The organism is Guyparkeria hydrothermalis (assembly GCF_023555375.1).
GTDB lineage: Bacteria > Pseudomonadota > Gammaproteobacteria > Halothiobacillales > Halothiobacillaceae > Guyparkeria > Guyparkeria hydrothermalis.
In genome coordinates, this window is sequence record NZ_JAJSEE010000001.1 from 444,970 (window position 1) to 468,832 (window position 23,863).

At 68.3% G+C, this 23,863-nt stretch carries 14 protein-coding genes; 6 read left to right on the forward strand and 8 right to left on the reverse strand.

Translation table 11 applies throughout. The features are described 5' to 3' along the window. Positions 1-62: 62 nt before the first annotated feature. From LV475_RS01980 to mrcB, 4 genes are all read right to left on the reverse strand, one after another. A complete protein-coding gene (locus tag LV475_RS01980; RefSeq protein WP_250105664.1) occupies positions 63-2,624 on the reverse strand; it encodes a putative bifunctional diguanylate cyclase/phosphodiesterase in 2,562 nt (853 codons plus the stop codon). Positions 2,625-2,787: 163 nt separating this feature from the next. After that, a complete protein-coding gene (yoaA, locus tag LV475_RS01985) occupies positions 2,788-4,785 on the reverse strand; it encodes a DNA repair helicase YoaA (RefSeq protein ID WP_250105665.1) in 1,998 nt (665 codons plus the stop codon). After that, the gene (locus LV475_RS01990; protein ID WP_250105666.1) at positions 4,782-5,369 is read right to left on the reverse strand and encodes a tetratricopeptide repeat protein; all 588 of its coding nucleotides are present in this window, start codon (positions 5,367-5,369) and stop codon (positions 4,782-4,784) included. The genes yoaA and LV475_RS01990 overlap by 4 nt, the downstream gene beginning before the upstream one ends. 119 nt (positions 5,370-5,488) lie before the next feature. Then, entirely contained in the window at positions 5,489-7,948 is a 2,460-nt protein-coding gene (gene mrcB, locus LV475_RS01995; protein ID WP_250105667.1) for a penicillin-binding protein 1B, read from the reverse strand. A gap of 402 nt (positions 7,949-8,350) precedes the next feature. On the opposite strand from mrcB, the gene LV475_RS02000 reads away from it, so the two are divergent. Next, the gene (locus tag LV475_RS02000; RefSeq protein ID WP_169303531.1) at positions 8,351-9,865 is read left to right on the forward strand and encodes a bifunctional aminoglycoside phosphotransferase/ATP-binding protein; all 1,515 of its coding nucleotides are present in this window, start codon (positions 8,351-8,353) and stop codon (positions 9,863-9,865) included. 172 nt (positions 9,866-10,037) lie between these two features. Here the strand turns inward: LV475_RS02000 and LV475_RS02005 are convergent, their stop codons facing one another. From LV475_RS02005 to alaC, 3 genes are read right to left on the reverse strand one after another with little or no spacing between them, the layout of a single operon-like run. Next, entirely contained in the window at positions 10,038-11,474 is a 1,437-nt protein-coding gene (locus LV475_RS02005) for an exonuclease domain-containing protein (RefSeq protein WP_250105668.1), read from the reverse strand. A gap of 4 nt (positions 11,475-11,478) precedes the next feature. Then, complete coding sequence (locus tag LV475_RS02010) at positions 11,479-12,792, reverse strand: homoserine dehydrogenase (protein ID WP_136866349.1); 1,314 nt, start codon at positions 12,790-12,792, stop codon at positions 11,479-11,481. A 29-nt stretch (positions 12,793-12,821) separates the two neighbouring features. Next, entirely contained in the window at positions 12,822-14,030 is a 1,209-nt protein-coding gene (gene alaC, locus LV475_RS02015; RefSeq protein ID WP_136866284.1) for an alanine transaminase, read from the reverse strand. A 390-nt stretch (positions 14,031-14,420) separates the two neighbouring features. Between alaC and LV475_RS02020 the strand changes: the two genes are divergently transcribed. The 3 genes from LV475_RS02020 to LV475_RS02030 all read left to right on the forward strand — a co-directional run bounded on the left by LV475_RS02020 (position 14,421) and on the right by LV475_RS02030 (position 18,962). Then, the gene (locus LV475_RS02020) at positions 14,421-16,379 is read left to right on the forward strand and encodes a methyl-accepting chemotaxis protein (protein WP_250105669.1); all 1,959 of its coding nucleotides are present in this window, start codon (positions 14,421-14,423) and stop codon (positions 16,377-16,379) included. A 133-nt stretch (positions 16,380-16,512) separates the two neighbouring features. Further along, complete coding sequence (locus LV475_RS02025; RefSeq protein WP_250105670.1) at positions 16,513-18,090, forward strand: BCCT family transporter; 1,578 nt, start codon at positions 16,513-16,515, stop codon at positions 18,088-18,090. Between the two features lie 68 nt (positions 18,091-18,158). Next, positions 18,159-18,962, forward strand: coding sequence for a dienelactone hydrolase family protein (locus LV475_RS02030; protein WP_197039105.1), 804 nt, complete (start codon positions 18,159-18,161; stop codon positions 18,960-18,962). Positions 18,963-19,040: 78 nt separating this feature from the next. Here the strand turns inward: LV475_RS02030 and LV475_RS02035 are convergent, their stop codons facing one another. Continuing rightward, on the reverse strand, positions 19,041-19,283 hold the full coding sequence (locus tag LV475_RS02035) for a hypothetical protein (RefSeq protein ID WP_136866281.1): 243 nt from the start codon (positions 19,281-19,283) through the stop codon (positions 19,041-19,043). A gap of 256 nt (positions 19,284-19,539) precedes the next feature. On the opposite strand from LV475_RS02035, the gene LV475_RS02040 reads away from it, so the two are divergent. Both LV475_RS02040 and LV475_RS02045 read left to right on the forward strand, forming a co-directional pair. Continuing rightward, the gene (locus tag LV475_RS02040) at positions 19,540-22,536 is read left to right on the forward strand and encodes a PEP/pyruvate-binding domain-containing protein (RefSeq protein WP_250105671.1); all 2,997 of its coding nucleotides are present in this window, start codon (positions 19,540-19,542) and stop codon (positions 22,534-22,536) included. Positions 22,537-22,581: 45 nt separating this feature from the next. After that, positions 22,582-23,862, forward strand: a complete 1,281-nt coding sequence (locus LV475_RS02045; RefSeq protein ID WP_247709467.1) for a serine hydrolase — start codon at positions 22,582-22,584, stop codon at positions 23,860-23,862. Position 23,863 lies beyond the last annotated feature (1 nt).

Sequence of the window (23,863 nt, forward strand, 5' to 3'; positions counted from 1 at the left end):
AGGCGCGATTGTCGCACGCGCGTTGGGCCGACTCAACGCCGCCCGGCGCGGTGCGCGACCGGTCAGTCGGTCGCGGCGGGCAGGTAGCGCATCGGCGATGGCGCCGGCCGGCCGATCAGGAAACCCTGAGCGTAATCGATGCCGAGTGCGCGCACCTGCTCGAGCACCTCCTCACTCTCGACGAACTCGGCGACCGTGTGGATCTCGAGCTCGCGGGATAGCTCGGCGATCAGGCGCACGAAGGCGCGGTCGCGCGAATCCTCGAGCAGATTGAGGATGAAGTCGCCCTCGATCTTGAGGTAGTCGATCGGGAAGTGCTTGAGGTAGTGGAACGAGGAGAAGCCCGAGCCGAAGTCGTCGATCGCGAACTTGAAACCCTCCAGGCGCAGCTCCTGGACGAACTTCTCCAGCACCTGGATGTTCTTGACCGTGTCGCGCTCGGTCAGCTCGAAGACGATGCGCGATTTTTCCACGCCGGCCATTTCCACGATCCGGCGCACCGTGGGGATGAACTCGGAGAGCACCAGCGCCCGCGGCGAGAGATTGATGAACACCAGCCCGGCAAAACCGGTGGCGGCCACCTCCGCGAGGGCCTTCTCGATCATGATGTAGTCGATCCGGTCGATCACGCCCATCTTCTCGGCGATCTCGATGAACTCGGAAGCGCCCATGATCGTCTCGCCCAGGTCGATGCGCGAGAGCACCTCGACGGCCTCGATGCGGTCGGGCCCGGTGGCGAGTATCGGCTGGAAGTACGGCACGATCCGCTTTTCCTCGACGGCCCGGAGGATGGTCAGGCCCTTCTCACTGATCGAGCGGAACACGTCCATGACGTCCTCCTCGCTCGGCACCGCCACGCGCGCCTTACCCTCGGCCTTGGCCTTGTACATCATGTTGTCGGCGAACAGGAACAGGTCCTTGGGCTCTTGGGCATGGTCTGGATAGACCGCGATGCCGATCGACACCGAGGCGGAGACCGGGTCGCCGTCCGGCGCGGTCAGCACGATGCCGTCGGTCTCGGCGAGCACCGCGTTGGCCGTCACGCAGGCCTTCTCCAGATCGGTCTCCGGCAGCACCACCACGAACTCGTCGCCACCGTAGCGGGCGAAGATGTCGCCGCGCTTGAGACCCTTGCCGATGGCATCGGCGAAGGCCTTGAGGAAGGAGTCGCCAAAGGCGTGGCCGTAGCTGTCATTGACGAGCTTGAAGTTGTCCAGGTCGATCAGCAGCAACGCGAAACGCTGGTCGTGGCGCTGGGCCCGGTCGATCTCGTAGCCGATCAGCTCCCAGAACACACGCTGGTTGTAGAGGTTGGTGAGCGGGTCGCGGGTCGCGTAGTACTCGAGATCGCGGGTGTACTTGAAGATCGCCTTGACCGAGCCGACCACGTTCAGGAGCGTCGAGAGCACGCTCTCGATCACCAGCAGGCGCGTCTCGTCGTTGACCGTCTCGGCCTGCACGCCGATGCCGACGATGCCGCCGATCTTGGGCGAGTCCACCAGCAAGGACTTCACCTGCACCCGCACGTCGGACTCGTCGAGTTCGATCAGCGCGCCGTCATGGTCGGCGACGTGGTGGTTGATATGCACCAGCGTCGCGTCGCTCAGGTTGGGATGATCGGCCATGTGCTCGCGCACCGCCCGCTCGAGCAGCTTGCGGCTGTCCTCCGATGGCGGCGAGCGCCAGAAGACGTCCAGGTCGAACAGTTCGTCGTCGACCTTGAAGATCGAGAACAGGGTGTAGGTCTCGATCACCTCGTTGATGTCGGTCATCAACCGGCAGATGTAGTCGTGCCAGTCGCGTACCACCTCCGAGGTGATGATGAACTTCTCCAGCAGCTTGATCTCGAATTCGAGCAGGTCACGATCGACCGCCACGCTGCGGAACTTGCCCACCAGCTCCTCGAAGCTGCGGAACACGCGGTTGAGCTCGTCGAAACCCAGATCGGTGTCGCCCAGCGAGAGATTGCGCAGGTCGGCGACGCGGTTGACCTTGGCGGCGTTCTCCTCGAGCAACTCGACCGAGCGGGTGATGCGCCGGTTGACGAATACCGTGATCAGCCCGGCGCCAATGATCGGCAGCGGGGCGAGCAGGATCAGCCAGAAGAAGAAGTTTTCGCGTGCCTCGGCGATCGCCGCGGAGAAGTCCTGTTCGACGTCGATCACGCCCAGCACGTCGCCCTCCTCGGCCGTGGCGTGGCAGGAAAGGCACTTGGCCTCGGCGCGCAGCGGGAAGGTGTAGCGGACCGCGTGCTCCTCGACGTGCTCGAGGGTGCGCCCGGATTCGAAGACCGCCGCCACCGAGTCGTCGATCGGGGCCTGGTCGATCTGGCCGTACTGTGCGGCGACCACCGGACCGCGGTAGATCTCCAGATCGTAGCCGCTGCCGGCCAGCGCCTGGCGATTGGCCTCGACGAAGTCCTCGAGCTGTTCGCGGGTCCAGCCGGTACTCATCAGCTGGTACATGGAGGCGAAGGTCGAGCGGGCGAGCAGATCCGAGTCCTTGAGCGCGCTCTGCTGCACGGACTGGTTGAAGATGCCGGAGACGATCAGGTAGGCCCCGCCGAAGAACAACAGCGAGACGAGCAGGGACATCGCGAGGATGAACGACTTGATGGTGCGCATGCGAGTTATTTCGCGATAACCGTGAACCAATCCGCTGCGCCTCCCTGGCTCGGACGAATCAACGGATGGTATGTAGCCAGACCGATGCACTCAACGCAGCGTCACACTCAGTTAATGGAATACTGATATACCCCTTGCACCGGCATACCGACGCGACACGGCATCAAATCGCGTTTTCGGCGCTCTTTTCGTGGGATTCGATCGGGCGGGTGAGCATGTCACGCGCCACCCGGCCGTCGCCAGTACGATGCATCGGCGGCAGGGCATCGAGGATGGTCCGGCCATAGCCCTTGGACTGCAGGCGCGGATCGCAGAGCACCATCACCCCGGTATCGGCCGTGTCGCGAATCAGCCGACCGACGCCCTGCTTGAGGGTGATGATCGCCTCGGGCAGCGCCATGTGCACGAACGGCACCAGCCCCTTGTCCTTCAGGCGTTGCTCGCGGGCCGCGCGCACGGGGTCGCCGGGCGCGGCGAAGGGAATGCGGTCGATCATCACCAGCGACAGCGCCTCGCCGCGCACGTCCACCCCTTCCCAGAAGCTCTGCGTGCCGAGCAGCACGCCGTTGCCCGCCTCGCGAAACGCCTCGAGCAGTGCCGACTTGGCCTGCGTGCCCTGCACGAACAGCGGCAATTCGGTCAGGTGCTCGCCGAGTGTCTCGGCGGCCAGCTTCAACGCCCGGTGGGAAGTGAACAGCAGGAACGCCCGCCCGCCGCTGGCCTTCAACAGCGGGTAGACGGCGCGCAATGACGCGAGCGTGTGTTCGCGCGCCCCGCCCGGGCCGATGGGTTCGGGCAGGTTGGGCGGCAGGTAGAGCACGGCCTGCTCGGGGAAGTCGAATGGTGACTCGACCTGCTCGCAGCGGGCATCGTCGAGGTTCATGCGCCGCGTGAAATGACTGAAGTCCTTGCCGGCCGCGAGCGTCGCCGAGGTCATGATCCAGGCGCGCGGCGCCGATTCGACGTGCGATTTGAGCTGCCCCGCGGCGTTGACCGGCGTGGTGTGCAGGGTGAACGAGCGGGTGCGGCGCTCCACCCAGCGCACCGCGTGGCCCTGGGTTTCGGCCTTGCCCTCGCGGAAGGCGGCGAGCTCGTCGCGCAGTCCCTGCGCCCGGCCCAGCAACGCCTGCAGACCCTTGCCCCGGGGGGCAGCGATCTCCAGTTCCCGCACCAGACCGTCGAGGGCCTGGCCCAGGCGATCTAGCGCCTCGGTGACGCTGGCCTGGTCGGCCAGCTCCGCCCACGGCAGACGCTCGTTGTCGATGCGCGCCAGGGCCTCGAGCACCGGGTCGGTCGACGCCTTGAGCGTATCGGCGGCCTCGGCAAGGCCCGGCTGGTCGCGCGCCTCGTGCTTCTGCTCGGCGCGGGTATCCGCGGCGAGATCGCGCAGCTGGCGCGAACCGATTGCCTCGCCGAAGAACATCGAGGCGATTTCCGGCACCTGGTGGGCCTCGTCGAGCACCACCACGTCGGTCTCGGGCAGCAGTTCGGCAAAGCCGGTCTGGCGCAGGGCCAGGTCGGCGCAGAACAGGTGGTGGTTGATCACCACGATGTCGGCCTTATGCGCCTTCTCGCGCGCCTTGACCACGAAGCACTCGTCATAGAGCGGGCACTCGCGACCCAGGCAGTTGTCGTTGGTCGAGGTGACCAGCGGCCAGATCTCGTGGTCGTCGCCGACGCCGGGGCAGTCGGCCCGGTCGCCGTCGATCGTCCGGGCCGCCCAGTCACGAATGCGGTCCAGGGCCCGCGCGTCATCGCGGCGCGGCAGGCGCGCCTGCTCGCCGGCCAGTTCGAGGCGATACTTGCAGAGGTAGTTCGCCCGCCCCTTCAACAGGGCCACCTTGGCCTCGACGCCCAGCAACTCGCGCAGGCGCGGCAGGTCACGGTCGAACAGCTGGTCCTGCAGGTGCTTGGTGCCGGTGGAAATCAGGGCACGCTTGCCCGAGAGCAGTACCGGCGCGAGGTAGCCGAAGGTCTTGCCCACGCCGGTGCCCGCCTCGAGCACCAGGGTGTGCTGGTCGTTGATCGCGTCGCGGATCAGCTCGGCCATGCGCCGTTGCCCCGCGCGCGGCTGGTAGCCCTCGAAGGCACCGGCCAGGCGCCCCTCCTGGCCGAAGACGTCCTCGAGCCCCAGCGAACTCCGGCGATTCGTTGCGGTCATGCCGCCAGGCGTGCCCCATCGCGGCGAGCGGCTTCGCTACCGGCGCGTTCCTCGGCCTCGCGCGCCCCGGCCTCGTCGCCCTGGGCCCGCCGGGCCTTGGCCACCAGTTGCCAGGCGGCCGACAGGGTGCGGTTATCCCGGGCGTGCTCGACGGCGCGCAGGGCCAGTTGCTCGGCCTGCTCGGGCTGATTCTGCGCCAGGCGCAGCTGGGCCAGATCGAGCCACAGGCGCGCGTTGCCGGGCTCGATCTGCACGGCACGCTCCAGGGTCGACTGCGCACCGGCCAGATCGCCCGACTGGCGCCGCTGATCGGCCTGCTGCACCAGGGCGAGCACCGCCGGCGAGGTCGCCGGCTCGCTCGACGGGGCCTGGCGATCCGTCGGCAGGGCCTCCTCCTGGATCTCCGGGGTCGACAAGGGGGTCGAGCGCACCTCCGGCTGCGGCGGGGGTGCCGGTTCGCTGCGCGGCTCCGAGGACCCCGGCGGCGGGGTCATCGGCGCGCAGGCGGCCAGCAACAGGCCGGCGCAGCCCGCCACCAGGGCGCGGGCAGCGGAAAGGGCCGACAGACGAGGTGGTTTCGTCACGGGGAGGCTTTGCATGAGTCGATACCTGGTCAGTCTTCAAAGGGGTCATCGTAACCCGGCAAGCCCGGGCGCGGGGAGCCGCCCTCACACGAACCGGCCAGGCATCCCGGGGCGGCCATTCACCGAAACCAGTCCCAGATCGTGCCGGCATCCTCGTCGCGGCCGCCCCGCCCGCCATCGCAATCGGTCGCCGCGTCGGGCAGGTGCGAGGCAATGAACGGCAGGGCCTCGCCGGGACAACGATCGGGCACCACGAATTCGCGCTCCGGGTCCACCCGGGCAAAACGTATGCCGCGCGGCGGGGTCATGTCGCGGGGCTGGTTGTCGAGCGTCGCGAAGGTTGCGCCCCACAGCGGCAGGGCCGCGGTCGACCCGGTCAGGTTGGCCGGTCGGTCGTCGTCCCGACCGACCCAGATCACGCCGACCCGGTTGCCGGTGAACCCGGCGAACCAGGCATCACGCCCGTCGTTGGTGGTGCCGGTCTTGCCCGCCACGCCCACCGAGGGCGGGATCATCTGGTTGAGTCGGGTGGACGTCCCCTCGGCCACCACCGTCTGCAGGCCGTACTGCAGGAGGTAGAGCGGCTCGCGGTCGGCGGCGCGACGCACGTCGAGCGAGTAGCGCGACAGCGGCTTGCCGTCGCGATCGACCACGCTGCGGATCGCGCGCAGGGGCGTCATGAAGCCGTCGGCCGAGAGCGTCTGGTACATCTGGGCGACCTCGAAGGGCGTCATGCCCATCGAACCGAGCAGCATCGAGGGGTAGAACGGCGACGGTCGCGGCCCGCCGAGTCGTTCGATGGTCTCGGCGACCGACTCGAGCCCGACGTCCATCCCCAGCCGCACGCTGGGCACGTTGCGCGAGTGTGCCAGCGCCTCGATCAGCGGGGTCGGGCCATGGAATTCGCGGCCGTAATTCTGCGGCTCCCAGTCGTCCGAGCCACGCTGCTCGATGGTAATCGGCTCGTCGACGATCTCGGTGATCAGGTTGTACTCGGCCGGTCGCGAGAGCGCGGTCAGGTAGATCGCCGGCTTGATCAGCGAGCCGATCTGCCGGCGGGCATCCAGCGCGCGGTCGTAGCCCTCGTAATGCACGTCACGCCCGCCGATCATCGCCTCGATCTCGCCGGTGCTCACCGAGGCGATCACCCCGGCGGTCTCCAGGGTGCCGGCCTCGAGCCCGCGGCTGGCCTCGACCTCGTCGAGCCGGGCCGTGCTCTGCTCGAGCGCCTCCTGCACCCTTGGACGCAGGGTGGTGAAGATGTTCAGCCCGCGCGTCTGCAGGTCCTCGGCGTCGTACTGCTCGACGAGCTGGCGCCGCACCAGGTCGACGAAGGCCGGGTGCCGCGCCCGCGACCCGGCCCCCTCCAGCACGCCCAGCGGCCGCCCCTGCCATTCGGCACCGGTGGTCTGGTCGACCAGGCCCAGCTCGATCATCACGTCGATGACGACGTTGCGCCGGGCCAGCGCCCGCTCGGGATTGCGGCGCGGGTTGTAGTAGTTGGCGCCCTTGACCATGCCCACCAGCAGGGCGACCTGCTCGGGCTTGAGTTCGTTGATGGGCCGGCCGAAGTAAAAGCTCGCCGCCAGACCGAAGCCGTGGATGGCTCGCCCGCCGTCCTGGCCGAGGTAGACCTCGTTGAGGTAGGCCTCGAGGATCTTGTCCTTGGGGTAGTGCCACTCCATCTCCAGCGCCATGATCATCTCGGCGAACTTGCGCCGGTAGGTGCGCTCGTGGGTGAGGAAGAGGTTCTTGGCGAGCTGCTGGGTGATCGTGCTGCCGCCCTGCACCCGCTCGCCGGAGACCAGGTTGGTCAGGAAGGCGCGCAGGATGGCGGTGGGCACGACACCGTGGTGGTCGTGGAAGGCGCGGTCCTCGACGGCCAGCAGCGTGTCGAGCAGCAGGGGCGCCTCCTCCTTGACCTCCTCGATCGCGAGCAGCACCCGGTCCTCGGCCCGGTTCGGATAGAGTGTCCCGATGGAGCGCGGCTCGAGTCGGACGATGCCGAGCGACTCGCCGTCCGGGCCGTCGAGTTCGGTCACCTGTCCGCCGACGATTCGCACGTCCACCCGGCGCGAGGGTTGCTCGCCGTCCGGGAAGGCGAACGACCGCCGGTGGAACGAGACCTGGTTGCCGCGGCGGCGGAAGGTGCCGGTCTCCTCGAGCGAGTCGGCGGCGACGTAGTTGAGCCGCTCGAGCGCGGCGGTCAGGCTGTCGAGGTCGATCGACTGACCGACGTAGATCTCGTCGGGGGCGGCGTAGACGGTCGCGGGCATGGTGAACAGCGCACCCTCGAACCGCTCGGTGACCCGCTCGTTGAGGTACCAACCCCAGGCGGCCAGCAGCGGCAGACCGATGGCCGCCGCCAGTAGCACGCCACGCAGCGCCCAACCGAACAGGCGCGCACGCCAGCCCCGATTCGGGCGCCCCTGGCGCGTGCCCCGGGCCGCCTGACGCCGGTTCGTGGTCTTGCCCGCCGTCGTCCGGCGCGACCGGCTACCGCGCGCCTTGCTGCCCCGGGCGCCCCCCTTTGCGGTGCTATTCGCCTTGGTGCTGCCACTGCCCTTTCTGGATGCCACGTTCAACCCACGCTGTTACACTTTTGAAAATGAGTCCGACCGCGATGTGGCGCGGTCGAGGGAACCTCTGCACGAATGCCATGCCGCTGAAGCGCGTCTTGAGCCGGGCAGATGCAAAGCGTTCTTCCGCCGCGGAAGGGTCGCTCCCTTTCCAAGGACGGCAACGCAGCAGATGCCCGACTCAAGGCGCGCCCGGCGGGGCCTGTCGAGCCGCCCGTGATCGGCGTTGCGTCGCCTTGTCACGAACGGCTCTACAGGCCAGAGTGGCATGGCATTCGTGTAGCGGTTCCCGAAACGCCAGTCTATCAGCCCGGACGACGGGCGAGTGACCGCCGCCCCGGCGGTTTGCCGCTCGCCGGTCGCCCCGCCTGCTTTCCCGATTCGACCCAACCAGGAGCGCCCATGGCCGAGCACCCGCAAGAGCGACTGATCGAACGGTTCAAGGAGAACCTCGCCGAGAGCGATTCCTCCCTCGAGCACCTGCAGACCCATATCTCGCACGTGTTCCTGACCGGCCCCTGGGCCTACAAGGTCAAGAAGCCGATGAACTTCGGTTTTCTGGATTTCTCCAGCCTCGACCGCCGTCGCCACTTCTGCGAGGAGGAGCTGCGCCTCAACGCCCGTCTGGCCCCGGAGCTCTACGACAAGGTGCTGGGTCTGGACGCCGACGGCAAGCTGATCGAGGCCGACGACGGTGCCGAGGAATTCGTCATCCGCATGCGGCGTTTCGACCAGGCCGACCGGCTCGACCACGTCGCCCGGCGCATCGGGTTGGACGAGGCGCTGGTCGAGCAGATCGCCAGCCAGATCGCCGCCTTCCACGCCAAGGCCGAGGTGGCCGCCGCCGAAACGCACTTCGGCGAGCCGGACACCGTCTGGGCGCCCATGCAGCAGAACCTCGAGCAGACCGCCCCCCTGTTGGAGACCGATGCCGATCGCGAGCGACTGGCCGAGATGGAGCGCCTGTCGCGCGCGGCCTTCGAGGCCATCCGCCCCACCCTCGAGCAACGCAAGCGCCAGGGGCACATCCGCGAGTGCCACGGCGACATGCACCTGGCCAACATGGCCCTGCAGGACGGGGTTGTGACCATCTTCGACGGCATCGAGTTCAATGACGATTTCCGCTGGACCGACACGGCCAACGATCTCGCCTTTGCGCTGATGGACCTGCACAAGCGCAAGCTGATCGGCCCCGCCCGCCAGCTGCTCAACCGCTACCTGGAACTCAGTGGGGACTACGAGGCGCTGCCGACCCTGCGCTTCTACCAGGGCTACCGCGCCGCGGTGCGCGCCAAGATCGCCCTGCTCGGCCTGCGCGACGGCATGCCCGACGAGGAACGCGAGGCGGCCTGGCAGGACTTTCGCGACTACGCCGATCTCGCCAACGCCTTCTTCACCCCGGCCCAAGGCGAGCTGTTCATCACCATGGGCGTGAGCGGCAGCGGCAAATCGCTGGCCAGCCGCGAACTGGTGCTCGCCCGCGGCGCGATCCGGGTACGCTCGGATGCCGAGCGCCAGCGGATGTTCACCGATCCGGCCGAGCGCTACACCCAGATGGCGAGCGACAGCACCTACCATCGGCTGGCGGAGATCGCCCGGTTGGGCGCATCGAGCGGCTGGCCGATGGCCATCGACGCGACCTTCCTGGAACGCGCCCGGCGCGCGCAGTTCGAGTCATTGGCCGACGAGCTCGGCGTGCCCTACACCATCCTGTTCATCGAGTGCGACAACGAGCAATTGCTCGAGTACCTGCGCGAGCGCCAGGCACACGGCGGCGACATCTCGGAGGCCGACGAGCAGGTACTGCAGCATCAGCTGCAGAAGCTCGAGTCACTCGGCCCCGACGAGGCGCGCCACTGCGTACGCCTCAAATGCGATGCGCCGTTCGGGCCGCAGATCGCCGAGCGGTTGGGGTGATGGGCTGATCGGCGTCTGGCCCCTACGCCGTTGAGATGAGGTGACATCGGGGTGCCGTTGGAGATTTCGCGGCTAAAGCCGCTCCTACACCAGTGACGGGAAACCGTGGGAGCGGCTTTAGCCGCGAATCGCGTCGGTCTTCCCATCGACCGAACCGATTGGCTCGCCCGACTCACTCCACCGGCTCGACCTTCGCCCCACCGCGGATGGCATCCACCGCCAGGCGGTACATGTCGATGTCCAGCGGGTGATCGTCGCCGGCGGCCAGCAACTCGGCCACGTCGGCGTCCGTGCGGGCCGTGCCGAGATAGCGCCAGTGGCGGAACAGGTGGCGCTCCTCCCTCTCCTCGCGCGTCTCGCGGATCGCCATCGCCCCGGGATAGGGCCAGGCCTCGAAGGCAAGCGGGCCCAGGGCCTGCTTCAGACGCAGCCGGTGCGCGAGCTCGGGCTCGCGCCCGGCGCACAGGCCGCCACACTGCCCGATCTGGTGGGCAAAGCAGGCGCGCCCCGCCCCGTTCTCCAGCTCGAGAAACTGCGGACAGAGCCGGTATTCCTTGGCCAGCTCGCCCAGACGTTCGCGCGCCTTCATCCGCGAGCGGAACACGCCATGCACCCGCCCCAGGTCCGCGGGGTCGACCTCGTCGACCTGCACCAGGCGCGGCGGCTCGCCGGACTCGTCGTCCCAGTACCAGGCCAACAGGCCACGACGCGCGCGCAGGCGGCGGTTGAAGATCGGCTGCTCGCGCTTGACCAGCCACGCCTCGGTGAGCAATGCCCCGATCTCCCCGGCGGTCTCGATCCAGTCGATGTGATGGGTCTGCTGCGCGATGCGCATCTCGCGGTCGCTGCGGTGGTCGTCAGCAAAATGCGAGCGCACCCGTGAACGCAAGTTGACGCTCTTGCCCACGTAAAGGAGCGCCCCCTCCTCGCCGAAGAATCGATAGACCCCCGGCACGGCAGGCACCGCGTCCAAGCGGGCGGGGTCGAGGTTGGGCGGCGTGCTGGCGCGCTTGTGCTGCCGGCCGAGCGCCTCGAGTACCGCCTCCACGCCGTCGCGCTCGACAAAGCGGGCCAGCAGGGCCGGCAGGGCCAGGCAGTCGCCCATGGCCCGGTGACGGTCGCCCACGGGCAAGGCATGACGGGTGATCAGGGCATCGAGGTTGTGACGGCGCTCGCCCCGGTCGAGGCGACGCGAGAGCTTGACCGTGCACAGCTCGCGCAGCGGGACCACCTGGCCGGCGGCACGAAAGGCATTGCGCAGGAAGCCGGCGTCGAAGCGGGCGTTGTGGGCGACCAGCCAGCGGCCGTCGAGCAGCTCGCGCAGCTCGTCGATCAGGCGGGCGAACACCGGGGCGCCCGCCACCATGTCGTCGCTGATGCCGGTCAGGCGGGTGATGGTCGGCAGGATCGCCACACCCGGATCGACCAGGCTCTGGAAGGGCTCGCCGACCACGCCGTGGTCGACCGGAATGATCGCGACCTCGGTGATCCGGTCCCGTGTCGGCCGCGTGCCGGTGGTCTCGATGTCGACGAAGGCCAGACGGTCAAAAGGCGCGGGCAGGGATGCCAGCGCCTCGATGCACGTGCCGGGTTGCAGCAGCTCGGTCAACGCGTCAACCGTCGAGGGTCTCCACGCGCATGCGCACGACCGGGGCACGGACGGTATCCAGCGCCTCGATCTCGGCGAGCGCATCGTCCATGTCCTTCTCGCGCACCTGGTGGGTGAGCATGACGATCGGCAGCGTGCGCTCGTCCTCGGTCATCTCCTTCTGCATCATCGCCTCGATGGAGACCTCGTGGTCGGCCAGGATCTGGGCGATCTTGGCGAGCACGCCGCGCTTGTCCTCGACGGCAAAGCGCAGGTAGTAGGCCGTGGCGATCGAGTCCATCGGCACGACCGTCATGTCGCTGATCTGGTCCGGCACGACGGCCAAGTGCGGCACGCGGTGGGTCGGATCGGCGGTAAGCGTGCGCACCACGTCGACCAGATCGGCGACCACCGCCGAGGCGGTCGGCTCGGCCCCGGCCCCGGCGCCGTAGTACATGGTCGGACCGACCGAGTCGCCCCAGACCAGCACGGCGTTCTGCACGCCGTCGACGTTCGCCAGCAGGCGACGCTCGGGGATCAGCGTGGGGTGGACGCGCAGCTCGACGCCGTCGTCGCGCTGGCGCGCTATCCCCAAGTGCTTGACCTGGTAGCCGAACTCGCCGGCGTAGCGCACGTCGTCGGTCTCGATGCCCGAGATGCCCTCGGTGTAGACCTCGTCGAACTTGAGCGGCATGCCGAAGGCGATCGCGGCGAGGATGGTCAGCTTGTGGGCCGCATCGATCCCCTCGACGTCGAAGGTGGGGTCGGCTTCGGCGTAGCCCAGGTACTGGGCCTCGGCGAGCACCTCGGCGAACGCCCGCCCCTCGTCGCGCATGGCGGTGAGGATGTAGTTGCCGGTGCCGTTGATGATGCCGGCCAGCCACTCGATGCGGTTGCCCGCCAGGCCCTCGCGGATCGCCTTGATGATCGGGATGCCACCGGCGACGGCCGCCTCGAAGGCGACCATGGTGTGGTGGCGCTGCGCCAGCTCGAACAGCTCCATGCCCTCGTGGGCGATCAGTGCCTTGTTGGCGGTGACCACCGGCTTGCCCAGCTCGAGCGCGCGGCGCATCAGGTCGCCGGCGGGCTTCATGCCGCCGATCAGCTCGACCACCACGTCCACTTCCGGGTTCTCGACCACTTCCATCGGGTCGGTCGTCAGCAGGATGCCCTCAAGCGGGCAAATGCGCGGGGCGTCGAGATTGCGCGCCGAGGCGTGCACCACCTCGATGCGACGGCCGGCGCGGCGGGCGATCTCCTCGGCGTTGCGGGTCAGCACATTGACCACGCCGCCGCCGACGGTGCCCAGGCCCAACAGGCCGATGCGCACCGGCGGCAATTCCTCGTACTGATTCGTCTGCATGTCGCTCATTGTCCTCCCTCCGACGGCACGGGCACTCCGTGGGCACGGAACATCGCCTTGATGCCACGGATCGCCTGCCGGGTGCGGTGTTCGTTCTCGATCAGGGAGAAACGCACGTGATCATCGCCGTAATCGCCGAAGCCGATGCCCGGCGAGACGGCCACCTTGGCCTCGGCCAGCAGGAGCTTGGTGAATTCCAGCGACCCCATGTGGGCGAAGGCCTCGGGGATCTTGGCCCAGACGAACATGGTCGCCTTGGGCGGCTCGACCGGCCAGCCGGCCGCGTTCAGGCCCTCGCAGAGCACGTCGCGGCGTCGGCGGTACATGTCGCAGATCTCGTCGACGCAGGTCTGGTCGCCCTCGAGCGCGAGGATCGACGCCACCTGGATCGGCGTGAAGGTGCCGTAATCGAAGTACGACTTGATCCGAGCCAGCGCGTTGACCAGCGTCGGGTTGCCCACCATGAAGCCCACGCGCCAGCCAGGCATGTTGTAGCTCTTCGACAGGGTGAAGAACTCGACCGCCACGTCCTTGGCGCCCGGCACCTGCATGATCGACGGCGCCTTGTACCCGTCGAAGACGATGTCGGCATAGGCCAGATCGTGCACCACCCAGATGCCCGCCTCGCGGCAGATCTCGACCACCTTCTCGAAGAACTCCAGGTCCACGCACTGCGTGGTGGGGTTCGCCGGGAAGTTGAGGATCAGCATCTTCGGCTTGGGCCAGGTCTCCTTGATCGCCCGGGTGAGCTCCTCGAAGAAGTCGACGTCCGGGGTCAGGCGCACGTGGCGGATATCGGCATCCGCGATCACCGACCCGTAGGGATGGATCGGGTAGGCCGGGTTGGGCACCAGCACGGTATCCCCGGCCGACATGGTCGCCATGGCGAGGTGGCCGAGGCCCTCCTTCGAGCCGATGGTGACGATGGCCTCGGACTCGGGGTCGATCTCCACCTCGTAACGGGTCTTGTACCAGTTGGCGATCGCCCGGCGCAGGCGCGGGATCCCCTTGGACTGCGAGTAGCGATGCGTGTCACCGCGCCGGGTGGCCTCGACCATCTTTTCGACGATATGCGGCGGTGTCGGCTGGTCGGGATTGCCCATGCCGAAATCGACGATGTCCTCGCCGGCGGCACGCGCCTTCGCCTTGAGCTCACCAATGATATTGAAGACGTAGGGCGGCAGTCGCTTGATGCGGGCGAAATGTTCGTTCACTTGGATTCTGATGCGTCTTGGAAGGGTGGACGAAACGCGGCCCGGCCTGCTGATGGGCCGAGCTCGGGCAAAGGGTACAAACAGTAAGGAGCGGCGCCCATCCTGTCAATCCGCGTGGCCGCCCGAACGGCCCGAAAAGCCGCCCCGTCCGAGGGTGACCGCCCCCTCCGAGCCGATCGAACCATCAGCGCACCGCAGGCTGCACAAAATCTGTTTATTGGCATATACGAACAAGCTGACCTACGGTCGCTCGCGTCGATAAAAACCACACAAAACCAAGGGATTTGGTCGGGCATCGATCGGCGCCGAGGAAGCCAGCCGCGGGCTCGCGCCGTTTTACCCCGCCGACTCATTTCGTGAAACCAGTCGCCACGGAGGGAACGCAACACCATGAAGGTCAATCTCCCGGTCACCCAGCACAACGTCGACTACCCCGCGGACATGCAACTGATCTCGACCACGGACCTCAAGGGGCAGATCACCTACGTCAACCAGGACTTCATCAAGGTCAGCGGCTACGCCTGGGACGAGCTCATCGGCCGACCGCACAACCTCATCCGCCACCCGGACATGCCCCCGGCCGCCTTCAAGGACCTCTGGCAGACCATCAAGGCCGGACGCGTCTGGCATCAACTGGTCAAGAATCGCTGCAAGAACGGCGATCACTACTGGGTGGATGCCTACGTCACGCCGGTCTACGCGGGCGACGAGATCGTCGGCTACCAGTCGATCCGCACCAAGCCAAGCGAGGCGGATATCGCCAAGGCCGAGGCCTGCTACCGCTGGATGAACGAGAAGAAGGTCGAATCGCTGCCGAAAAAGCGGCGACTGGCCGACCTGAGCCTGTTTCACGTCACGCTGGTCGTGTTGGGCCTGTTGGGACTGGTCCAGCTCAACGAGCTGCTGGCCCCCGACTGGATGAACGACGCCTTGGCCTCCTCCCTGCCGGTAATCGAGCTGTTGCTCACCGTCGGGCTGGGACTGCTGCTCTGGCGTGGTGTCTTCCGCCCGCTGGCCCTGACCAGCACCATCCTGCGGCGCATCGCCGGCGGCAAGCTGCGCCAGCCCATTCACGTCAGCGGCGAGAACGAGATCGGCCGGATCAACCAGTCGGCCAAGTTGTTGCAGGCGCGCCTGAGCACCGTGTTCGGCCAGTTCACCGAGTCGGCGCTGTCGCTGACCGCCTCGGCCGACCAGCTCTCCGCCACCGGCGCGCAGACCTCGCAGCGCATGGACCAGCAGACCCGCGAGGTCGAACAGGTCGCCACGGCCATGAACGAGATGGCGCAGACGGTCGAGGAAGTCGCCCACAGTGCCGCGCGCACCGCGGAGACGGTCGAGCGGGCCGACCGCGAGGCCCACGGCGGCAAGGAACAGGTGCGGCGCACCCACGCGGCCGTCGAGGAACTCTCCGGCCAGTTCGAGCGCACGGCCGAGTCGATCGAGTCGCTGCGCGAGCACGGTGACCGGATCGACAGCATCATCCAGGTGATCGGCGGCATCGCCGACCAGACCAACCTGCTCGCGCTCAACGCCGCCATCGAGGCGGCCCGTGCCGGCGAACACGGTCGCGGCTTTGCCGTGGTCGCCGAGGAGGTGCGCTCGCTGGCCAGCAAGACACAGGACTCGGCGGGCGAGATCCGCGAGATGATCGAGACGTTGCGCCAGGGCATCCAGTCGGCGGTCGACAGCGTCGAGCAGGGACGCGGGCGCATGGACGAGGTCGAACAGCAGGCCGGTGCCACCGACCGCGCGCTCGACTCGATCACCGAGGCGGTCGACGAGATCAGCCAGATGAGCACGCAGATCGCCACCGCCACCGAACAGCAGAGCGCGGTGGCCGAGGAAATGAGCCGCAACATCACCTCGATCTCCGGCGAGACCGAGGAAACCACCGAGAACAGCCGCGAGGTCGCCGACGCCGGCCAGGCGCTCTCGGCCATGGCCGCCGACCTGCAGGCACTGCTGGCCCAGTTCAATACCGACGCCAGCGCGACCTTCGACTTCGCCTCGGCCCGCGCCGCCCACCTGGCCTGGAAGACCCGCCTGCGCGCGTATCTCGCCGGTGACCACGACGCCCTGGATGCCGACAACATCGCCTCCGACCACGATTGCCAGCTGGGCCGCTGGTACTTCGGCCAGGGCAAGCGCAAGTACGGCGATCTGCCCGCCATGGCCGCGATCGAGGAACCGCACCGGCAGCTCCACCAGAAGGTCAAGCAGATCATCGACCTCGACCGCAACGGCGACAAGGCGCAGGCCGAGCGGGAACTGACCGCGGTCGACCGGCTATCCGACCGGATCGTGAGCCTGCTCGACGAAGTCGAACGCGGCACGCAGGCCGCCTGACCCGATTCGGGCCCGGCAGCAGCGCATTCGCGGCCACGCATGCTAAGGTCGCGGGGATTTACGCGGATTCACATTCACTCGGTCACGGACGACCCGCCCCCGTGGGACGTCCGTCACCACGAGGGACTTCCCCATGAGCCAGACCTCGCCTTCCCGCCCCAGCAACGAAACGACCGCCGAAACCGGCCTGGCCCGGTTCGGCGACCCGCTGGTCCTGGTCCTGACCATCGGTTTCGTGATCGCCTTCATCGGCCTGTCCCTCTGGGACATGGACCGGGTAGCCGACGGCATCGGCACCGGCTTTGCCTGGACGGCACGGGTGCTGGGCTCCTACTTCCAGGCCTTCCTGCTACTGACCTTCTTCATCGGCATCGGGGTTGCGCTGTCGCCGGCCGCCCGGGCAACGGTGGGTGACCTGGAACGGCCCGAGATGAGCACGTTCAAGTGGCTCTCGATCATCATGTGCACCCTGCTGGCCGGGGGCGGGGTGTTCTTCGCCGCGGGCGAGCCGGTCTACCACTTCCTGGTCACCCCACCGGCCTTCGACACCGAGGCGGGCACGGCCGAGGCGGTCGCCGGCGCGCTGGCGCAATCGTTCATGCATTGGGGCTTTCTCGCCTGGGCGGTGCTGGGTTCCCTGACGGCCGTGGTGCTGGCCTACGCGCACTACATCAAGGGCCAGCCGCTGCGCCCGCGCACCCTGCTCTACCCGGTCTTCGGCGAGCGCATCATGCGCGGCTGGTTCGGCGGCGTGGTCGACTCGTTCTGTGTGATCGCGGTGGTCGCCGGTACCGTCGGGCCGATCGGCTTTCTCGCCACGCAGTTGAGCTTCGGCCTGTCCGAGCTGTTCGGTGTGCCGGCGACCTTCGCCACCCAGCTGGGCATCCTCGCCTTCCTGGGCGTGATCTACATCACCTCGGCGGTCACCGGCGTGCACCGCGGCATCCAGTGGCTCAGCCGCTTCAACGTGCTGCTCGCGATCGCGATCGGCGCGGTGATCTTCGTCTTCGGCCCCACCCTGTTCCTGTTCAACGCCTACGTGCAGGGCATGGGCACCTACGTCTCGTCGTTCTTCGCGATGGCCACCATGACCGCCGAGACCGCGCCGGGCTGGTGGATGCAGTGGTGGACGGTGTTCTTCTTCGCCTGGTTCATCGGCTACGCGCCGCTGATGGCGGTATTCGTCGCGCGCATCTCGCGCGGGCGCACCATCCGCCAGATGATCCTGGCGGTCGCCGTGATGGCACCGATCGCCACCACCATCTGGTTCACCCTGCTGGGCGGCTCGGGCATCCACTACCAGTTGAACGGCGTGTTCGACCTGGCCGAACCCCTGAACAACTTCCAGTTCGACGTGGCCACGCTCACCGTCGCCCAGGCCCTGCCGGGCGGCACCTGGATGGCCGCGGCGATCCTGCTGCTCACCCTGATCTTCGTCGCCACCACCGGCGACTCCATGAGCTACTCGATCGCCATGGTCGGTTCGGGGCACGATGCCCCCCACCCGCTGATCCGCGCCTTCTGGGGCGGCGTGATGGCCGTGATGGCCGCCATGCTCCTCTACATGGGCTCGGGGCAGATCAGCGTGCTCCAGCAGTTCATCGTCATCACCGCCATCCCGGTGTCGCTGATCCTGCTGCCGTCGCTGTGGACCGGGCCGAAGACCGCCTACGCCATGGCGCGGGCGCAAAAGCTGCTCACCGAGGATTGAGCCGGCGTGGCGCGACGGGGCTGCCTATACTCCGGGCGGTGACGCCCTGACCCCACTGGAGGAGCCCCATGAAAACCACGCAAATGACTCGAAAGACCCTCTCCCTGTTGCCGGCCAGCCTGCTCGCCGCCGGCCTGGCTGCTCAGGGCCCTGCCCTGGCCGACAACCACGGTGGCAGCTGGGAACCCAGCGGCGAGGACATCGGCTACGAGGTCGGCAACGAGACCTTCGAGGGCTACCTCTCGCCGGCCGAGGGCGAGTCGCGCGGCACGGTGCTGGTCATCCACGACTGGGACGGCATCGACGACTACGAACGCCAGCGCGCCGACATGATCGCGGCGATGGGCTTCGATGCCTTCGCCGTCGACCTCTACGGCGAGGGCAACCGTCCCCAGGAGACCGGCGCGAAGAAGGCGGAAACCCAGCGTCTCTACCAGGATCGCGAGCGCATGCAGACGCTCACGCGCGCCGGGCTGGAATTCGCCCGCCAGCAGGGCGTGGCCGAGGAGACCGTCGTGATGGGCTACTGCTTCGGCGGCGCGGTGGTCCTCGAGGCCGCACGCAACGGACTGGTCGACCAGGCGCGCGGTTTCGCCACCTTCCACGGCGGCCTCGGCACGCCGGAAGGCCAGAGCTGGTCCGATCCGGGCGCACCGATCCTGATCGCCCATGGCGGGGCCGACTCGATGATCTCGATGAACGACGTGGCCACGCTTTCCGGCGAGCTCGAGGACGTCGGGGCGACCTACACCATCGAGGTCTACTCGGGCGCCCCGCATGCCTTCACCGTGTTCGGCACCGGGGCCTACCAGGAACGCGCCGACCAGCAGTCCTGGACCGCGTTCACCGAACTGCTCGACCAGGCCTTCTGAGCCACGACCCTCACCCCGAGACGAGAAAGGCCCGACGCACGTCGGGCCTTTCTGCATTCAGGCGCGCGGCACGCCGGATCAGGCGCGCTGCCACCAGCTGGTGCGCGACTTCAACTTCTCGATGTGCTGGCGCACCGCCCGCGAGGCGGCCGTCTGGATGATGGCCTCGCGCTGGAGCTTCGGCACCCCCTGGGCGTGCTCCCAGTGGGCCATCCGCTCGGCCAGGGCGGTCTTCAAGGGCTCGATCTCGACCGGATTGTGCTCGAGCCAGTCGAGGGCGAACTTGATGGCATCGCTGGTGAGTATCTCGCGATTGGTCATGGATCAGGGAACTCCGGTCAATGGGTCGGCTAACGGCATGCGGGTCGGGGAATTCCGAGCGTCCTTGATCGTCCCTTCGGCAAAACGGTTCGCATCCTACCGAATCAGGCGGTGAGACACACCCCTCGCCCCGACGTTCCCCCGATGACGGTGCCGGGCATCGTTGCCATCGAACCGGATCAACCCGGCTAGACTGGTCGTGAGGGCGAACAGAACGCCCGGCGACCACGCCCCGGCACGGAGGAGCCCCGCAATCATGTCCGGCCTTGTCACCTCGACACTCGCCCCGGCGAGACGCCCCCGTCGCGCGCCCCTCCGCGCCGCGGTGGTCGCGCTGGCCTTGTTGCTCCTCGGCTCCATGATCCCCGGCCAGGCGCCCCGCGCCGACGAGGCGGCGGCCGCGCCGAGCCTGGCGGAAATGCGCGACTGGATCGAGGCGATGAAGGCCGCCCCGCGCGGCCCCTTCACGCGGATTCGCTGGTTCTGCGAGGACGGCACGATCCTGCCGCCCCAACCCTTTGCCTGCCGGGCTCACGGCGGCGGCATCCAGCACGGCGAGTGGAGCGAGCGCACGCAGGCCATCCGCGCCCAGGGATACCCGCTCGCCACGCTGCTCGCCGAACTCGAGCCGGCCGACTATCTCGGCCCCGACGGGCAACATGAACGGCTCCGTCAGATCCTGATCGAGCGCTTCCTGGTGCGCGCCGACGACGGCTGGGTCTTCCGCCGCGCGCGCTACTACCGCGGCGCGATCCAGCTCGAGGACGAGACCCGCCAGTCGCGCGAGCTGTTGCTTGCCTTGGCCGACGATCCCTGGTGGCAAGCGCCCGACCGGTTCCTGCTGCTGCGCGAGGCCGTGCGCCTGCTGCCGGTCGATGGCGACCACCCCGCGGCCACCCGCGCCCGGGACCTTGCCATCGAGGTCGCCGAGGCCGACCCGGGCTTCCAGGAGCTGCGCATCAAGCTCCACGGCATGCCGGATGCCGGCGACATCCAGCGCGTGCGCGACTACGCGAAAGCCAACCGCGACCCGGCACTCGACGCCCCACTGGCCGAGCTCGCCGGGGCGCTCGAGACGCTCTACGCGCCGCGAGCCGCGGTCGACCGCCTGCGCGCCCTGGGCGAACACGCCCCGGACGACCGCCTGCGCGGCGTACTGCTCGAGGCGGCGGACCGACTCGAGCACAGCGCCTCCCTGACCGATCGGCTGGCCGAAACCGGCCGGATCGCGGGCGCCCTGCGCGAACGCATCGAGACGAACACCCGTTCGCCGGCGGCAACCCTGCGCCTACTTCAGGCGAGCCTCGCCCTGGAACAGGAAGGCTTCGCAGTCGCCAGCCGGCTGGTCGAACGTAACGCGGACACGGCCGCCAGCCGCCGCGAGCAGCTGACGTGGCTCCGCGCCCTGGGCGAAAGCCTGTACGGCGCGGGCCTGCTGTCGGCACGCCAATGGCGGCATCTGGCCACCGCGATCGACGGACTGCTCGAGGGGCCATCACCACCCGCCTCGCGATACGCCACCGAACTGGCGTACCTCGCCCGCGTCCCCGGCTGGGCACAGCGCGCGCTCGGCTTTCATTTCGATCGTGCCATCGAGCGGTGGGCCGACCTGACGCCAATGGTCAGGCACTTCACCCCGGATCGCCTGCGCGACAGCCCGTTGCTTTTCTACAGCCGCCTGCTCGACGGCCTGCGCGACGATGCCGGCCGACTGACCGATACCCGACATCGTCTGTTCGGGGCGTCGCTCGCCACCGGGCTGCGCCCGCTCAATCCGGGCCTGGCCCGCGGCGTGCTGCACCTCCCCCCGGCCGATGGCGAACCGTTCGACCGTCAAGGCATCTATCTCCTCCCCGAGACCACCGCCACGCTGCCGCCGGTCGCCGGCATCCTCACCCGCGGCGAAGGCAACTCGCTCTCGCACGTCCAACTGCTCGCGCGCAACCTCGGCATTCCCAATGTGGTGGTCGAGGACGACCTGGTCGATCGCATCGAGGATCATGTCGGCGACCGGGTGGTGCTGGCCGTCAGCCCGGGCGGGCGCGTGGAGCTGGCACTCGACGGTCCCCGATGGCAACCGATAGCGGGCGACGGCGAACCCGCGACGGACCCGCCGATCGAGCCCGACTGGGACAAGCTCGACCTCGACGCCACCGCCCTGCGCCGCCTGCACGACTTGCGTGCCGACGACTCCGGCCGGCAGGTGGGCCCGAAGGCGGCCAACCTCGGCGAGCTGGCGCACCACTATCCCGAACAGGTCAGTGCCGGGCTGGCGATCCCGTTCGGCGTCTTCCGCGAGCTGGTCGAGCAGCCGATCGAACCCGGCGGGCCCAGCACGCTCGACTGGCTGGCCGGCGAATACCGGCAACTGCGCCAGATCGAGGACAGCGGGACACGTGAACGCGCCACCGCCGAGGTGCTCGAGCGCATGCGTCGCTGGCTCGCGACGGCCGAGTTGCCCGGCGATTTCCGCGAGCGGTTGCGCGAGCGGCTGACCGAGACCTTCGGCTCGGCGGACACCGCCGGCGTGTTCGTGCGCAGCGACACCAACGTCGAGGACCTGCCCGGATTCACCGGCGCGGGGCTCAATCGCACCGTGGCCAACGTGGTCGGCTTCGAGGCGATCATCGGGTCCATCCGCGAGGTGTGGGCCTCGCCGTTCACCGAGCGCGCTTATGCCTGGCGCCAGGCCCACATGGAGGCGCCGGAACACGTCTACCCGGCGGTCCTGCTGCAAGCCACGGTGCCGGTGGACAAGTCGGGCGTATTGGTCACCACCGACCTCGACACTGGCAATCGGCAATGGCTGAGCATCGCGGCCAGCGAGGGGCTGGGCGGCGCGGTCGAGGGGCAGGCCGCCGAGGAATTGCGCGTCCACCGGGACAGCGGCGCCGTGCGCCTGCTCAGTCAGGCCACGGCCCCCACCCGGCTAGCCCCGGGCCCGGGGGGTGGCGTTCAGCGACTCCCCGCCGACGGCCCGTCGACCCTGCTTTCGTCGGCGGAGATCGACAAACTGCGCGCCCTGGCCGATGACGTCGAGGCACGCGGATTGCTGGCGACCGATGCGACCGGCCAGCACCCGGTGGCCGACATCGAGTTCGGTTTCGTCGACGGTCGACTGGCCCTGTTCCAGATCCGCCCGTTGGTGGAAAACCGGCGTGCCCGCGCCGATGCCTACCTGGTTGCGCTGGACCGGCCGATCCTCGATACCGCGGGCGAATCGGTCGATCTAGCGCGCCCACCACGGCGATAACACGACACGCGGCCGGAACCGGTTTCACTGGCCTATGCTCGAGACATGAACACCATCCGCACACCCGCCAAACCCACGGCAGCCATCGGCCTGGCAGCACTGCTCGCCGGCCTGGCCGTTGGCGGTGCCGCGCAGGCCTACCCCATCGATGCCGCCGATCAGACCGGCATCGAGCGCCTGGAAGGCTATCGCCTTGCGAGCCAGGGCGAGATCGCGGGCAACCGCCTGCCACCCGGGGCCCTGCTCGATCGCGACCAGATCCAACTGCGCCTGGCCGACCGGCCGGGCTTCGAGCTGCCCGCCAGCGACCCCGGGCTGACCCGCCGGGTGGTCGACCTGCTCGGGGCCGAGGCCTCCCGCTACAGCGTCAGCGTGCTCGAGATCAGCGACCCGGACCGGCCGCGCTACGCCGAGCACAACGGCCTGACCAAACGCACGCCCGGCAGCGTCGGCAAGGTCATGCTGGTCACGGCCCTCTTGCAGGCGATCGCCGACCGTCATCCCGAGGACATCGAGGCGCGCGAGCGCCTGCTGCGCGAGACGACGGTCACCGCCGACGCGTTCATCCAGTGGGACAGTCACACGGTGCCGTTCTGGGACGGGGAAAGGAAACGTTTCACGCGTCGCCCGCTGCGGGTCGGCGATACCGCGAATCTCTGGACCTACCTCGACTGGGCCCTGTCGGCCAGCTCGAACGCCGCGGCCAGCGCCGTAATGAAGGAGTTGATGCTGCTTCACCACTTCGGCGAGGACTACCCGGTGCCGGTCGAGCGCGAGGCGGAGCTGTTCGACCGCCCACCGGCCGAACGGCGCGACATCCTGCTCGAGGCACTGGTCGATCCGATCGCGCGCAACGGGCTGGACACCGAGCAGCTGCGCCAGGGGGCGTTCTTCACCAGCGGCGGCAAGGCACGGGTCTCGGGCACCAACAGCCTAAGCACCACCCGGGAGCTGATGCGACTACTGGTGAAGATGGAAAAGGGGGAGCTGGTCGACGAGTGGTCGAGCCGGGAACTGAAACGCCTGCTGTACATGACGCAGCGGCGCATTCGCTACGCCTCGTCACCGGCACTCAGCGAGGCGGCGGTCTACTTCAAGTCCGGTTCGCTCTACAAGTGCGACCGGGAGGCGAATCCAGATTGCGGCAAGTACCGCGGCAACGTCTACAACTACATGCACTCGGTGGCGATCGTCGAGCACCCGGCCGGCGACCCGGAACGGGTCTACCTGGTGACGATGACCTCCAACGTGCTCAACGTGAACTCGGCGGTGGCCCACCAGACGTTCGCCACCCGCCTGCACCGTCTGCTGCAGGCCGGGGAGTGAG

Excerpts from the sequence above, each read along its gene's own strand:
- yoaA (WP_250105665.1), bottom strand. The coding sequence starts at position 4,785 with ATGACCGCAACGAATCGCCGGAGTTCGCTGGGGCTCGAGGACGTCTTC.
- LV475_RS02045 (WP_247709467.1), top strand. The coding sequence starts at position 22,582 with ATGAACACCATCCGCACACCCGCCAAACCCACGGCAGCCATCGGCCTG.
- LV475_RS02030 (WP_197039105.1), top strand. The coding sequence starts at position 18,159 with ATGAAAACCACGCAAATGACTCGAAAGACCCTCTCCCTGTTGCCGGCC.
- LV475_RS02040 (WP_250105671.1), top strand. The coding sequence starts at position 19,540 with ATGTCCGGCCTTGTCACCTCGACACTCGCCCCGGCGAGACGCCCCCGT.
- LV475_RS02020 (WP_250105669.1), top strand. The coding sequence starts at position 14,421 with ATGAAGGTCAATCTCCCGGTCACCCAGCACAACGTCGACTACCCCGCG.
- LV475_RS02035 (WP_136866281.1), bottom strand. The coding sequence starts at position 19,283 with ATGACCAATCGCGAGATACTCACCAGCGATGCCATCAAGTTCGCCCTC.
- LV475_RS02025 (WP_250105670.1), top strand. The coding sequence starts at position 16,513 with ATGAGCCAGACCTCGCCTTCCCGCCCCAGCAACGAAACGACCGCCGAA.
- LV475_RS01980 (WP_250105664.1), bottom strand. The coding sequence starts at position 2,624 with ATGCGCACCATCAAGTCGTTCATCCTCGCGATGTCCCTGCTCGTCTCG.
- LV475_RS02000 (WP_169303531.1), top strand. The coding sequence starts at position 8,351 with ATGGCCGAGCACCCGCAAGAGCGACTGATCGAACGGTTCAAGGAGAAC.